Source organism: Hominenteromicrobium sp., from assembly GCF_046974225.1.
GTDB lineage: Bacteria > Bacillota > Clostridia > Oscillospirales > Acutalibacteraceae > Hominenteromicrobium > Hominenteromicrobium mulieris.
Genome location: NZ_JBKWAE010000007.1, coordinates 134,939 through 149,437, shown reverse-complemented (window position 1 = coordinate 149,437; position 14,499 = coordinate 134,939). Strand labels below are relative to the sequence as shown.

General features: G+C 54.9%; 10 protein-coding genes and 1 pseudogene. All 11 read right to left on the bottom strand.

Annotation, left to right across the window (positions count from 1 at the left end; translation table 11 throughout):
• Positions 1–425, bottom strand: a pseudogene (locus ACLTX1_RS07430) (CTP synthase); the annotation flags it as partial.
• A gap of 118 nt (positions 426–543) precedes the next feature.
• On the bottom strand, positions 544–1,461 hold the full coding sequence (gene dapF, locus ACLTX1_RS07425; protein ID WP_308448182.1) for a diaminopimelate epimerase: 918 nt from the start codon (positions 1,459–1,461) through the stop codon (positions 544–546).
• A 133-nt stretch (positions 1,462–1,594) separates the two neighbouring features.
• Positions 1,595–5,644, bottom strand: a complete 4,050-nt coding sequence (carB, locus tag ACLTX1_RS07420) for a carbamoyl-phosphate synthase large subunit (protein WP_176821274.1) — start codon at positions 5,642–5,644, stop codon at positions 1,595–1,597.
• A 39-nt stretch (positions 5,645–5,683) separates the two neighbouring features.
• Positions 5,684–6,754, bottom strand: a complete 1,071-nt coding sequence (locus ACLTX1_RS07415) for a carbamoyl phosphate synthase small subunit (RefSeq protein WP_412330698.1) — start codon at positions 6,752–6,754, stop codon at positions 5,684–5,686.
• Between the two features lie 90 nt (positions 6,755–6,844).
• Positions 6,845–7,426, bottom strand: coding sequence for an ANTAR domain-containing protein (locus tag ACLTX1_RS07410; RefSeq protein WP_176821272.1), 582 nt, complete (start codon positions 7,424–7,426; stop codon positions 6,845–6,847).
• Positions 7,427–7,444: 18 nt separating this feature from the next.
• Positions 7,445–8,641 (bottom strand): glutamine synthetase family protein, encoded by a 1,197-nt coding sequence (locus ACLTX1_RS07405; RefSeq protein WP_412330697.1) that lies wholly within the window; start codon positions 8,639–8,641, stop codon positions 7,445–7,447.
• Between the two features lie 277 nt (positions 8,642–8,918).
• On the bottom strand, positions 8,919–9,572 hold the full coding sequence (locus tag ACLTX1_RS07400) for a glutamate synthase (RefSeq protein WP_308448178.1): 654 nt from the start codon (positions 9,570–9,572) through the stop codon (positions 8,919–8,921).
• Positions 9,573–9,583: 11 nt separating this feature from the next.
• Positions 9,584–10,816, bottom strand: coding sequence for an NAD(P)/FAD-dependent oxidoreductase (locus tag ACLTX1_RS07395; RefSeq protein ID WP_308448177.1), 1,233 nt, complete (start codon positions 10,814–10,816; stop codon positions 9,584–9,586).
• Between the two features lie 5 nt (positions 10,817–10,821).
• On the bottom strand, positions 10,822–11,253 hold the full coding sequence (locus tag ACLTX1_RS07390; RefSeq protein WP_176821268.1) for a 4Fe-4S dicluster domain-containing protein: 432 nt from the start codon (positions 11,251–11,253) through the stop codon (positions 10,822–10,824).
• 20 nt (positions 11,254–11,273) lie between these two features.
• A complete protein-coding gene (locus tag ACLTX1_RS07385; RefSeq protein WP_308448176.1) occupies positions 11,274–12,779 on the bottom strand; it encodes a glutamate synthase-related protein in 1,506 nt (501 codons plus the stop codon).
• Positions 12,780–12,814: 35 nt separating this feature from the next.
• Complete coding sequence (locus tag ACLTX1_RS07380) at positions 12,815–13,915, bottom strand: hypothetical protein (protein WP_308448175.1); 1,101 nt, start codon at positions 13,913–13,915, stop codon at positions 12,815–12,817.
• Between the last annotated feature and the right edge of the window lie 584 nt (positions 13,916–14,499).

Genomic DNA, 14,499 nt, shown 5'->3' with positions numbered 1-14,499 from the left:
ATCTCGGTGATAACGACGTCTGCATTCGTCTTGTGGCCGACGCTGTAAATGAAGTTCTTGATCTCGTCCGTGATGTGCGGAATGACCTGAATGGTCTCGCCAAGGTACTCGCCGCGGCGTTCCTTGTTGAGGACGTTCCAGTAGACCTTGCCGGTCGTGAGGTTGGAGAATTTATTCAGGTCTTCGTCGATAAAGCGCTCGTAGTGGCCGAGGTCAAGGTCGGTCTCTGCGCCGTCCTCGGTCACGTAAACTTCGCCGTGCTGGTACGGGCTCATGGTGCCCGGGTCAACGTTGATGTACGGGTCAAGCTTCTGTGCGGCGACCTTTAACCCTCTCGCCTTTAAAAGACGGCCAAGCGATGCCGCCGTGATGCCCTTACCGAGGCCGGAAACCACGCCGCCGGTTACGAAAATGTACTTTGTCATAGAACTTACCCCTTTCTTTTTTACAGTGAAACTTTTATATTTTTCTTTGACTGAGAAACCTATATTTCTCCAATACCCTATTTCATTTTATTAAAAGCCGTTTTCGGCTTTTTTACAATTAAATTTCTACGATGCCGGTAAAAACCGTGTCGGCGCTGCCGGTCATCTGCACGCCGTCATCGGTATAATGGATGACAAGGTCGCCGCCGCGCAGCTTGACGGTAATATCTTCGCCCTTTTTACAGTAGCCGTTGAGACACGCCGCAACGGCAGACGCACACGCGCCGGTGCCGCACGCCATGGTTTCGCCGCTGCCGCGCTCCCACACGCGCATTTTTAAGGTGTGGTTATCCAGCACCTCGATGAACTCCGTATTGATGCGCTCCGGGAACTTCTCAAAGTGCTCAAAATGCGGGCCGATCTTCTCGAGGTCGATCGTATCGGGATCTTTGCCGAAAATGACGCAGTGCGGGTTGCCCATGGAAACGCAGGTAACTTCGTATTCTTTGTCAAGGACGGTGATCTTCTCTTTGACGGCAGTATCACCCGGGAAATCGACCGGAATCTTCGCGGGCACGAGCTCCGCTTTGCCCATATCGACCGTGACAGTGGTAACTTCGCCGTTTTCGACATGCACGCGGCAGATTTTGATGCCGCTTTTTGTCTCGATATGCAAAACGTCTTTCTTCGCGATGCCGCTGTCGTAGACATACTTTGCAACGCAGCGGATGCCGTTGCCGCACATCATGCCCTCACTGCCGTCGAGGTTATACATGCGCATTCTCGCGTCGGCCACATCGGACGGACAAATGTAGATGACGCCGTCGCCGCCGATGCCGGTGTGGCGGTCGGAAAGATAGATTGCGAGCTCGGCGTAGTTTTGAATATCATTTTGGAAGCAGTCAATATACACGTAATCATTTGCACAGCCGTGCATTTTGGTAAACGTGATCTTCTGCTTTGCCCCGGTGTCCGGCACGCGCGTATAGTGGTCGATGCCCGAGCCGTTTTCCGCTTTTTTCAAGTACTTGTTCATGGAATTTCACCGCTTTCTCTTGAATTTTTACCTTTTATCTTCTTCAAATTTTTAGAAAAAATTTCTGATTTTATTTTTAAAATGTTTTTCGGCGCTCCGCAAAAATGCGGAACGCCGAACTATTTAACATCAATTAGACTTCTACGACACCGTCGAAGACCTTCTCTGCGCCGCCGGTCATGAGCACTTTCTCATCGGTGTAGCGCACGGTGAGGTCGCCGCCCTTTAAGATGACGCGGATGTCCTCGCCTTTTTCGCACTTGCCGTTGAGCGTTGCCGCGACAACAGCCGCGCAAGCACCTGTACCGCAGGCCATCGTTTCGCCGCTGCCGCGCTCCCAAACGCGTACCTTAAGGGTGCGCTCGTCCACGACCTCGATGAACTCGACGTTGACGCGCTCCGGGAAGAGCGGGTTATACTCGAACTTCGGGCCCATGGCATTGAGATCCAGCTTATCGATGGACGGTGCGAACACCGCACAGTGCGGGTTGCCCATGGATGCGCAGGTGATGTAATACTCGTGACCGTCGATGATGACAGGCTTGTTGACGACCATGTCGCCTTCGAGCTTTACGGGCACCTGCTCCGGGCGAAGCGCTGCCGCGCCCATATCGACCGTAATCTTGTACGCCTTGCCGTTCATCGTCATGATGCTGCAAGACTTGATGCCGCTCTTTGTCTCGATATTGATGACAGGCTTTTTCACGATGCCGTTGTCGAAGAGGTACTTTGCGACGCAGCGGATGCCGTTGCCGCACATGAGACCCTCGCTGCCGTCGCGATTGAACATACGCATCTGAGCGTCTGCCACATCGGACGGGCAGATGAGGATGACACCGTCGCCGCCGACGCCGTTGTGGCGGTCGGACAGGTAGATGGAGAGGAACTCCGGAGAGGAAACTTCGTTTTCGAAGCAGTTGATATAAATGTAGTCGTTGCTGCACGCCGACATCTTGGTGAACGGCAGCTTGACCTTTTCTTTTTTGAGGTTGTTGATGTCCACAATCTCCGTGTTGTACGGGGTGTAGCGGCTCATCAGGCTGTCCGCGAGGGCGTTTGCGGTATCGATGGCCGTGAGGCACGGGATGCCGAGCAGCGCCGCTTTTCTGCGGATCTTAACGCTGTCGCGTGCGGGGTTTCTGCCCTTTGCGGAGGTGGAGATGATGTACGCCAGCTTACCGCTTTCAAGCAGCGTAATGGTGTTGACCGGGCTTTCGTGAATCTTATCGACAATCTTCACGGTGAGGCCGAGCTTTGCAAGCACGCTTGCGGTGCCCGTCGTGGCGTAAAGCGGGAAGCCCATTTTGTCGAATTTCTTCGCGATCTCGCCGATCTCTTTCTTATCGCCGTCGCGGACGGTGATGAACACGCCGCCCTTTTTGTTCATCTTGCTGCCGGAGGCGATGAGGCCCTTATAGAGCGCCTCCTCAAGGTTGTTGCCGATGCCGAGCACTTCGCCAGTGGATTTCATTTCCGGGCCAAGCTGGGTATCGACATCCGTAAGCTTCTCGAAGGAGAAGACCGGCACCTTGACGGCCGTATACGGCGAAGTCGGATAGAGGCCCGTGCCGTAGCCGAGGTCGGTGAGCTTCATGCCGAGGCTGACCTTTGTAGCGAGGTCGCACATAGGCACGCCCGTGACCTTGCTGAGGTACGGAACCGTTCTCGATGCACGCGGGTTGACCTCGATGACGTAGATTTCGCGGTTCATGATGATGTACTGCAGGTTGATGAGGCCGATGGCCTTGAGCTCCGTGCAGAGCATTTCGGTCGTCTTGACAATCTTCGCGCTGAGCTCGTCGTCGATGTCCTTTGCCGGGTAGACCGCGATGCTGTCGCCGGAGTGGATACCGGTGCGCTCTACGTGCTCCATGATGCCCGGGATGAGGATGTTCTCGCCGTCGCAGATGGCGTCGACTTCAATCTCGGTGCCACTGAGGTACTTATCGATGAGCACCGGGTTATCCTGCTTCTGGCGCAGGATAATCGCCATGTATTCGTTGATGTCTTCATCGCCGTATGCAATGATCATGTTCTGACCGCCGAGCACGTAGGACGGACGCATGAGCACCGGATAGCCGAGGTCGTGTGCGGCTGCGAGGGCTTCCTCCGTCGTCATAACGGTGTGACCCTTCGGGCGCTTGATGTTGCAGCGTTCGAGCAGTTCTTCAAAGCGCTCTCTGTCCTCTGCGGCATCGATGCTGTCGGCGCTTGTGCCGATGATCGGCACGTTGTTTTTCGCAAGCGTCTTTGTAAGCTTGATGGCCGTCTGGCCGCCGAACGCGACGACAACGCCCTTCGGCTTTTCGATGTTGATGATATTCATAACGTCTTCGGCGCACAGCGGCTCAAAGTAGAGTCGGTCTGCAGTGTCGAAGTCTGTGGAAACGGTTTCCGGGTTGTTGTTGACGATGACGACTTCATAGCCGAGGCGCTGGAGAGACTCCACGCAATGGACGCTGGCATAGTCGAACTCGATACCCTGACCGATACGGATCGGGCCGGAACCGAAAACCATGACGGTCTCTTTGCCGCTTTTGCCGATGAACTCCATCGCTTCATTTTCACCGCCCTGCTCCGGCGTATCGTAGGTGCCGTAGAAGTACGGTGTGGTCGCAGCGAACTCGCCTGCGCAGGTATCGACCATTTTGAAGGTCGCTTCGTGACGGAAGGTCGGCTTTGTGCCGCAAATACGCGTGAGGGCTTCGTCCGTGTAGCCGAGTTTCTTGCCGCGCGTATACTGTGCGTGCGTGAGCGGCTGATCCTTAATCTCGCGCTCATACGCGAGCAGGTTATTGAGCTTTTCGAGGAACCACATGTCGATCATCGTGAAGTCGTGGATCTCTTTGGTGGTGACGCCGCGCTTCATGAGCTCGTAGATGGCGAACAGGCGCTCGTCCGTCGCGTCTTTTAAAATCTGCCACAGGGCACTGTCCTCGTAGTTTGCGAACTTCGGCATGTTGAGCGTATCGAGCGAGATTTCTGCACCGCGCACAGCCTTCATGAGGGCCATTTCAAACGTATCGGCGATGGACATGACCTCGCCGGTCGCCTTCATCTGCGTGCCGAGGTTGCGCTTTGCGTAGACGAATTTATCGAACGGCCACTTCGGGAACTTGACCGCCACATAGTCGAGCGCGGGCTCAAATGCCGCGTAGGTCTTGCCGGTGACGGCGTTGACGATCTCATCGAGTGTGTAGCCGATGGCAATCTTCGTCGCGACCTTTGCGATCGGATAGCCGGTCGCCTTAGATGCCAGTGCGGAGGAACGGGACACACGCGGGTTGACCTCAATGACGGCGTACTCAAAGGACGTCGGGTGCAGCGCGAACTGGCAGTTGCAGCCGCCCTCTACGCCGAGCGCGTCGATGATGTTGATGGCCGCAGTGCGGAGCATCTGATATTCTTTATCGGAAAGCGTGACTGCCGGCGCGATGACGATGCTGTCGCCGGTGTGGACACCGACCGGGTCGAAGTTTTCCATGGAGCAGACCGTGATGACGTTGCCCTTGCTGTCGCGAATAACCTCGAACTCGATCTCCTTCCAGCCCGCAATGCTCTTTTCAACGAGGATCTGGGTGATCGGCGAGAGCGCAAGACCGTTTGCCGCGACCTCCATGAGCTCTTCGCGATTATCGACGATGCCGCCGCCGGTGCCGCCGAGCGTGAACGCCGGGCGGATGATAACGGGGTACGTGATCTCTTCCGCAAACTCCAGCGCATCCTCTACCGTGGTGACGACCTTGGACGGGATGCACGGCTGACCGATGCTTTCCATCGTATCCTTGAACATCTGGCGGTCTTCCGCCTTATCGATGGTCTCCGGGGAAGCGCCGAGCAGGCGCACATTGTGTTCTTTCAAAAAGCCTTCCTTTGCAAGCTGCATGGAAAGCGTGAGGCCGGTCTGGCCGCCGAAGCCGGAGAGGATGCTGTCCGGCTTTTCTTTTTCGATGATGCGCTTGATGGTGGGCAGCGTAAGCGGCTCGATGTAAATGTGGTCTGCCATGGCGTTATCCGTCATAATGGTTGCCGGGTTGGAGTTGACGAGCACGATCTCGATGCCGTCCGCTTTCAAGGCGCGGCACGCCTGGGTGCCGGCGTAGTCAAATTCCGCCGCCTGACCGATGACGATCGGGCCGGAGCCGATGACGAGAACCTTTTTAATGTCTTTATTCAATGGCATAGCTGTAAACAATCCTTTCTATACTGCTCTGGGTACTGTTTATTTTCCCATCATCTCAAAGAATTTATCAAAGAGGAACGCGGTATCGCGCGGGCCGCCGCAGGCTTCCGGGTGGAACTGCACGGAAAAAGCGGGGATTTTTTTATAGTGCACGCCCTCGCACGTTCTGTCGTTTACGTTGTTGAAATATTCGTCGGCGATCTCGGGGTCGATTGTGGAAGACACGACCGCGTAGCCATGGTTCTGGCTGGAGATGTAGACGCGGCCGGTTTCAAGATTCTGCACCGGCTGGTTTGCGCCGCGGTGGCCATACTTGAGCTTTTCGGTCTTAAAGCCGTTTGCAAGCGCCAGCAGCTGATGACCGAGGCAGATGCCGAAGAGCGGTTTGCCCATGCTCATAATCTTCTTGAGGTTTTCAATGACCTCGATGTTATCCGCCGGGTCGCCGGGGCCGTTCGAAAGCATCACGCCGTCGATGTTGAGAGCCTTTAACTCGTCTGCCGTTGTGTTGTACGGGCATACAATGACCTCTGCCCCGCGCTTTTCGAGCTCGCGGCGGATGTTCTCCTTGTAGCCGTAATCCATGAGCGCCACGGTGCATTTTTTCTCCGGGTTCTCACGGCGCGTCATCTCGGTGACGGAGGTGCTTTCCACCGCATTTGTCACGCGGTATCTGTGAATCTTATCCATATCGACATGCGTGAGGTCTGTTGTGATCATACCGTTCATGACGCCGCTTTCGCGGATGACCTTTGTGAGGGCACGTGTATCGATGCCGCACAGGCCGATGACGCCTCTTTCTTTAAAAAAGGTGTCAAGATCACCCTCCGAGCGGAAATTGGAGGGCGACTGACACCATTCTTTTACGATATAACCACAGGGACCGATGATCTTTCCCTCAAAATCGGAGGGGATCACGCCGTAATTGCCGATGAGCGGAAATGTCTGGACGACAATCTGCCCGAAATAGCTCTTATCGGTGAGCGTTTCGAGATAACCTGTCATGCCGGTCGTGAAAACGACCTCAGCCGTTACTTCGCCCGCCGCGCCGAAGGATTCGCCGCAGAAGACCTTTCCGTTTTCGAGTACCAAATATGCTTTGTTGCCCATAACGTACGTTCCTCTTTCCCTGAAATAATTACTCTTTTCTGCTGTATGCAATCTATGTCAAAGCTGCGGTGCAGCCCTGTACGCATTCATTTACGTATAGGTTTTCAGGATATTTTCCGCAACATCCTTTTTCGATGTGCGCATATCCATCGCCTGTTTTTCAATATAGCGGTGCGCCTGCTGCTCGCTCATGCGCAGGTATTCCACAAGGATACACTTTGCACGCGCCACAATGCGCACTTCTTCCATTTTGGTTCTGAGCTTCTGGTTTTCCCGGTCAAAGCGCTGCCAGCGGTTCTGCGTAGCGATGAGCAGATGAAGCGCCTGATAAAACAGCGGGCGCGAAAGCGGCTTTTGCACCGTCAATATGCCAAACGGCTCCATTTTGTCGTTCACCTGATCGAAAAGCTCCGCTTTTGCAATGACCATGACACCGGAAACGAATTTTTCTGTGATGTACTCTGCCAGCTCGTGCCCGAATTCATCCGGGAGCGGTGTGTTGATGACCACAAGGTCGTAGCTGCGCCGCAAAAGCAGCCGCCGGGCGTCTCCGCCGCTGAGCGCCGTTGTCATGGGCGCAAACTCGCGCGGGGAAAGCAGCTCTGTGATATATGCCGCACCTTTTTGCGTGCCGGACACGATGAGGACGCTGTGCTGAATGATCGCATTCATGCCCTGTGCCCCCTTGTTTTACACATCTGCGGGCCCGTTGCCGAACGTGCGGATATACGTCTTTACGAAATACTCCGGGAACACGTTGCGGACAAAGCTGCTCTTTGCGAAAATTTGCAGCGCTTCTTCGGCAGACTTCGGCAGCTTGCCGCAGGTCTCACGCGCAAGGTCGGGCTTTGGCAGCTTCGTCTTTTTGAGGTAGCCGTCAAGCCCCGCATAAATGAGCGCGGCGTACGCAAGGTACGGATTCGCAGTGGAGTCGGGTGAGCGCACTTCGATCGTGCTGCTGCCTTCCTTTTTATACGCAAAGCACCAGCGGCTCTTCTCTGACCAAGAGATGAACTCCGGCGCACCAAACGCACCGAGGCGTTTATAAGAATCCGCCGTGGGGTTCAAAATGGCGGTAATCTCTGCGGCGTGCTCCAGAATACCCGCAAGGAAATACTCGGAACAGTCGCCCATCTGCATGCGCGGCGTTAGCGTGATGTGGAAGCCGTTGCCGTCCTTACCCGGAATGGGGTTCGGCGCAAACGACGCCGTAAGGCCGTTTCTCGCCGCCATGGTCTTCACAACAGACTTATACGTAATAACATCGTCTGCGGACTGAATGGCAGAGCTGTGCTGAAAATCGATGATGTTCTGCCCCGGACCGCCGCTGTGGTGCGAGCTTTCCGGCGTGACGCCCATATCCTCAAGCGTCAGGCAGATCTCGCGGCGCACATCCTCACCCTTATCCTCCGGCGCGGCATCCATAAAGCCCGCGTTGTCAAAGGGAATAGCCGTTGCATTGCCGTTTTCATCGTTCTTGAAAAGGTAGAATTCGTTTCTTGCCCCAAATTCAAATATTATACCATGAAGTTTTGCAATGTCAACCGCTTTTTTCAGGATGCCGCGGCAGTCGATGTCGAAGCCGGTGCCGTCCGAACGGCGAATGTCGCAGAAAAAGCGCACGACGCGCCCGTGTGCGGGCCGCCACGGCAGAAGCGACATGGTGGAGGCATCCGGCACCAAAAAGAGCTCGCTGTCCGCCTCTTTTTCAAAGCCCATGATGCGCGAAGCATCAATGGGAATGCCGCCCTCGAACGCAGAAGCCAAAAGGCTCGGCTGAATGGCAATGATCTTCTGTCTGCCGAAAATATCGCAGAACGCCATTTTGATGAACTTAACGTCGTTATCTGTGATAAACTCTGTGACCTCGGACTCCGTATACTGCATGCCGAACCCTTCCTTTCTTTTTTTAAAGCGCGTTTCAAACATACAAATACGCGTGAAATCCGGTGTTGCCGTCTTTCACGCTGTACCTGTTCTTCTTTTCTGCCGCATTTTGAGATATTCTGCCAAAATACAGCGTATGCTGACCGCTTTTGAATATTATAACACAAGATCGGTGTATTTTGCAATAAGACAGAACGCACAATGTTTATCGCCAAAATACACCGTCGATTTATGCAAGAAAAGAAACCTTAATTTGCAGAGAATTACAGGGACAAAATCAGTTCGTCACATAGAGCTGCTTATACGGATTCTGCGTGTTCGGGCGCAGCACGTAGTATTCGTCGCGCAGAAGACTTTCGGCATCTGCACCGAACTTTTCCGCGTAGTTTTGAACGAGCGGCGCCGCAATCTGCATGTCTTCTTCGGTCGCCTTATGCGCCACGACCTGCTCCGGCAGATCCTTCGGCAGGTGCGCGGTGCGCAGATAAATGCGTCCGCCGTGCATGCCCGTGCCGCAGAAATTGCCGACCGGCTGGCGATCTTCACTGCCGATGCCGAGTACGATGATGATGCCACCCGCCTGATACTCGCCGAGGAAGCTGCCTGTTCTGCCGCCGATGACGAGCACGGGTACTTTCTCTTTATACTCCTTCATGTGGATACCTGCGCGGTAACCGGCATCGCCCTGCACGTAGATGGCACCGCCGCGCATGGCGTAACCTGCCGCGTCGCCCGTGCTGCCGTGAATGGTGATCTCGCCCGCGTTCATCGTGTCGCCGGTCGCGTCCTGTGCGCTGCAATTTACAATAATATTTGCGCCGTCCAGATACGCGCCGAGCGCGTTGCCCGGCACTTCGTTCAAGATAATCGTACCCTCACTTTGCCCTGCGCCGATATAGCGCTGGCCGAGTGCATATGTTTTCTGTTCCATGTTTCTCCCCCTTACTGCTGCTTTGAGAGCAGGTCGCGGCGCGTACGGGCCGTGAATGCCATGAGCTGCGGCTTTTCGCAGATCAGCTTAAAATCGATTGAGCTTAACGGCGTGCGATTACGGATAAGCGCCGTGTAGATACCGGCACGCGCCACGTCGCCAATCAGGATATAGCCCTTTAAAACATCATCTTTATAGAAAAGAATCTTGTAGTTTTCGCCGTCACGGTGGACGTAGGTCTCGCCGTCATACGTGCCTGCAGTGATGATGTGCAGCCCCATGAAGCCGATGGCATTCATCGGGATCGCCCGGTCAAAGCTCGCTTTGCCGCCCGCCATATTGATGCCGGCGGTATTGCCCTGCATATAGGCGTTCGGCAACAGCGCCAGTACGCGGTTGACGCCGGCGGAAATATCGAAGCTCTCCGCGCAGTCGCCTGCGGCGTAGACATCGGGCAGTGTCGTTTTGCCGGTATCATCCGCCGCAATGCCGCGGCGCACCTCGCCGCCTGCATCTTTGACGAGCGAAGTATTCGGGCGCACGCCGACCGCAATGACGAGCACGTCAAAATCGACCGTAAGACCGCTTTTGAGTGTGGCGGTCGTGCCCGCAAACTTTGTGGCGGTATCGCCGAGGTGGAACTCGATGCCCTGCTTTTCAAGAAAATCCTTGACGATAGCGGAGCCGGTCTCATCGAGGATGCTCGGCAGCACGCGGTCGGCAAGGTCGACGACCGTGATGGATTTCACTCGCTCCTTGATGCCCTCTGCGCACTTTAAACCGATGAGGCCCGCGCCGATAATCAAAACACGGCTGTCTTTTGTAAGGACGCTCTCCAGTGCGTGTGCGTCATCGAGCGACATGAACGTGAACTTTTCGGGAACGGTATCAAGCCCCTCCATGGGCGGTACGAACGGCGTGGAGCCTGTTGCGACAAGGAGCTTTTCATAGGGTATCTCTTCCCCGCTTTTTAAGGTCACGGTTTTCTTTTCCGGGTCGAGCTTTGTGACGGTCTCACCGAGCTTTGCGGTAACGTGATTTTCTTCGTAAAAGCTGTTCGGGCGGTATTTCATGCGCTCCTCATCCGTTTTGCCCTGCAATAAATAGGAAATGAGCGGGCGCGCGTAGGTGTGGTGGTTTTCGGAAGCAATCAGCACGATCTCTCCGTCTTTATCTTTACTGCGGATGCCTTCCACGCAGCCGATGGCCGCAGTGGAGTTGCCGATGATTACATATTTTGCCATGGTGCTCAGTCCCTTTCCTCAAAGATGATGGCTTTGTTCGGACAGCCCTGCACACAGGCGGGCTTGCCGCCGGCGTTTTCGATGCACAGCTCGCACTTCTGCATGACGCCGGATTCCGAGGGCATCAGCGCGCCGTAGGGACATACCAGCACGCAGGTGTGGCAGCCGACGCACTTATTCTGGTCGATACAGACCACGCCGTCCTTTTTGGAAAGTGCGCCCGCAATGCAGCTTTTCACGCACAGCGGGTCTGTGCAGTGGCGGCAGGAAACCGCAAAGCTGACCTGATTGTCCCCCTCAATGCGGATGCGGGGGTGAATGGTTCTGTCCTTCAGCGCCTTGATCATGCTGGATTTTCCGGAGTTTGCAAAGGCGCAGTAATATTCGCAAAGATGGCAGCCGAGGCACCATTTTTCATCAACATATACTCTTTTCATGGTTACGCTCCCTTTTCTGCTTATTCGCCCGCGTGCTTGATGCCGAGAATCTGAAGCTCTTTTTCGTTCAGACCCACGCCGCGCAGCATAAGGCGGTTGCCGCGCAGCGCCTCGATGGAATTGATGCCCATGCCGCCCATCATTTCCTTAATCTCGTGCTCCCACGCGGTGACAAGGTTCACAAGGCGCTTATAGCCGATGTCCGGGTTGAGGCGCTTCACAAGGTCGGGGCGCTGGGTTGCGATGCCCCAGTTGCACTTGCCGGTCTGGCAGCTTCTGCACAGATGGCAGCCGAGCGCCAAAAGTGCCGCCGTGCCGATGTAGCACGCATCTGCACCGAGCGCGATGGCCTTGACAACATCGGCGCTGGAGCGAATGGAGCCGCCGACGACGAGCGAAACCTTGTTGCGGATGCCCTCATCGCGCAGGCGCTGATCGACCGCCGCCAGAGCAAGCTCAATCGGGATGCCGACGTTATCGCGGATGCGCGTAGGCGCCGCGCCCGTGCCGCCGCGGAAACCGTCGATGGCGATGATGTCCGCGCCGCTGCGTGCAATGCCGGACGCAATGGCTGCAATGTTGTGCACCGCCGCAATCTTGACGATGACGGGCTTTTTGTAGTTTGAGGCTTCTTTTAAGGAGAAAACAAGCTGACGCAGGTCTTCAATGGAGTAAATATCGTGGTGCGGTGCGGGCGAAATAGCGTCCGAGCCCTCCGGGATCATACGCGTGCGGGAAACGTCGCCGACAATTTTTGCACCCGGCAGATGGCCGCCGATGCCCGGCTTTGCGCCCTGCCCCATTTTGATCTCGATGGCGGCGCCGGCGCTGAGGTAATCCTTATGCACGCCGAAGCGGCCGGACGCGACCTGCACGATGGTATTTGCGCCGTACTTGTAGAAATCCTGATGCAGACCGCCCTCGCCGGTGTTGTAGTAGATGCCGAGCGCTTCTGCGGCGCGGGCAAGGCTTTCGTGCGCATTGTAGCTGATGGAGCCGTAGGACATGGCAGAAAACATGATCGGCACGGAAAGCTCAAGCTGCGGGGTGATATTCGTCTTAATCTTACCGTTCTCGTCGCGCTCGATTTTAGACGGCTTCTGACCTAAAAACGTCTTCGTTTCCATCGGCTCACGGAGCGGGTCGATGGACGGGTTCGTGACCTGCGACGCGTTGATGAGGATTTTATCCCAGTAGACCGGCAGGGGCTTCGGGTTGCCCATGGAAGACAGCAGCACGCCGCCGCTGCTCGCCTGACGGTAGACCTCCATGATGGTCTCGCCGGACCAGTTGGCATTTTCTTTAAAGATGTGGTCGGTCTTGACGATCTTCAAAGCGCGCGTGGGACAGATGGAAACGCAGCGGTGGCAGTTCACACAGCGGCTTTCGTCGGAGATCATCATTTTCAGCTCATCGTCGTAAGCATGTACTTCGTTGGAGCACTGTCGTTCACAGGCACGGCAGGCAATGCAGCGCGCGGGGTTGCGGACGACCTCGTACTGCGGATATAAAAAATCGATAGCCATTTATAGTAACCTCATTTCTCAGAGAACACAAACTCTTACTTTTTGTCCAGCGTGAAGATGACAGGCTCGCCGCCTGCGGGCGCCCAGACCTTATCGAGCGTGGGCTGAATGACGCGGATGGCGGATTCTTCACTGGCGATGTAGACCATATCGCCCTTTTCGCCGACGACCATAGAACGCAGCTTTAAGCGGTCGTTGAGTGCCATAAGGCCACCCGTAAAGCCGACCAGAATGGAGAACGGACCGGTGACGAGCAGGCCGGAATACACATTGCGCAAATACGTCAGACGCGCGCGCTCCTCCGGGCCTTTGTTCTGAATGGTCGTCCAGAACGGTGCCGCGATGACGTTTGCGACCTCCTGCAGGGTGAGGCCCTGACGGCGTACAAGATAATCGAAAATATAGGTGATGACCTCGGTATCGGTCAAAAGGTTGCAGTTGTAGCCGTACATCTCAATGCAGCGGCGGTTCGCATCGTAGGACGAGATTTCGCCGTTATGGACAACGGAAAGGTCGAGCAGCGCAAACGGGTGCGCACCGCCCCACCAGCCGGGGGTATTCGTCGGGTAGCGGCCGTGCGCCGTCCAACAGTAGCCGGCGTATTCATCGAGACGATAGAACCGACCGACATCCTCCGGGTAGCCGACGGCCTTAAACACACCCATGTTTTTGCCGCTGGAGAAAATATACGCGCCATCGATAAAGGTATTGACGCGGTTGACGCAGCGGGCGGTGAACTCGTCTTCATCGAGCTGGCTTTCCGCAAGCTTTGTGTGCAGCGGTGTGACGAAGTACCGCCAGATAAGCGGCTCGTCCGTGATCTGCGGAATCTTGCGGATCGGAATTTTGGAAAGGTTCACGACGTCGAAATGCTCGTTGATGAACTTCTCACATTCCTCTTTTGCTTTTACATTATTATAGAAAACGTGGAACGCATACTGTTCCGCATATTCCGGGTAAATACCGTAGCCGGCGAAGCCGCCGCCAAGGCCGTTTGAACGGTCGTGCATGATCTCAATGGAGCGGATGATATCGGAGCCGTCCAGCCGCTTTCCGCTGCGGGAAAAAACGGAGGATACGGCGCACCCCGAAGGAATTCGGAAATCGCCCGCTGTGCTTTTGCCTTCTCTAAGCATGAAGACTGCTCCCTTCTGAAAACAAATAAGATATACGTCTTTTTCCCGGCTTTTCCGAAAAAAAGAGAAAGTCTGACCATACATGCTGCGTGCAATGCACGCGCGCCGTTCCCCCCGGCGCAATCTAAAAGCCCCACATTCGGCAGCTTTTAAAAAGCAACATGTATGATCAGACTCCATTGTCTGCCTACCATTATATAGCGGCCCATCTTATATGTCAAGAAAAATTTTGCGGTTTTTGAATTTTCGAGTTGTAGCAATTTCATTTTATGTTCGCTTGACTTTAAAAACTTCATAAAACGAATTTATAAACGCAGGTTTAAATTGTACATCCTGCAAATCTTCAAATTTCCTCAAAAAAGGTGTTGACAAATGGCCCGAGACGTTGTAAAATTCATCACATAGCATAGCAAAGGCGCTGTGGTTGGTTTATTGCCATCCCCAGCGCTTTTTTGTTTGAATGAATTACGAACAGCTGTGCAGACGGTTTCGTAAAGCGAAGCCGCAGGACGAAACGCACGGGAAGATATACAAATTATATCGCAGCGTTCGCCCCTCCTATTATGCGAATCTTATTGAAGGAA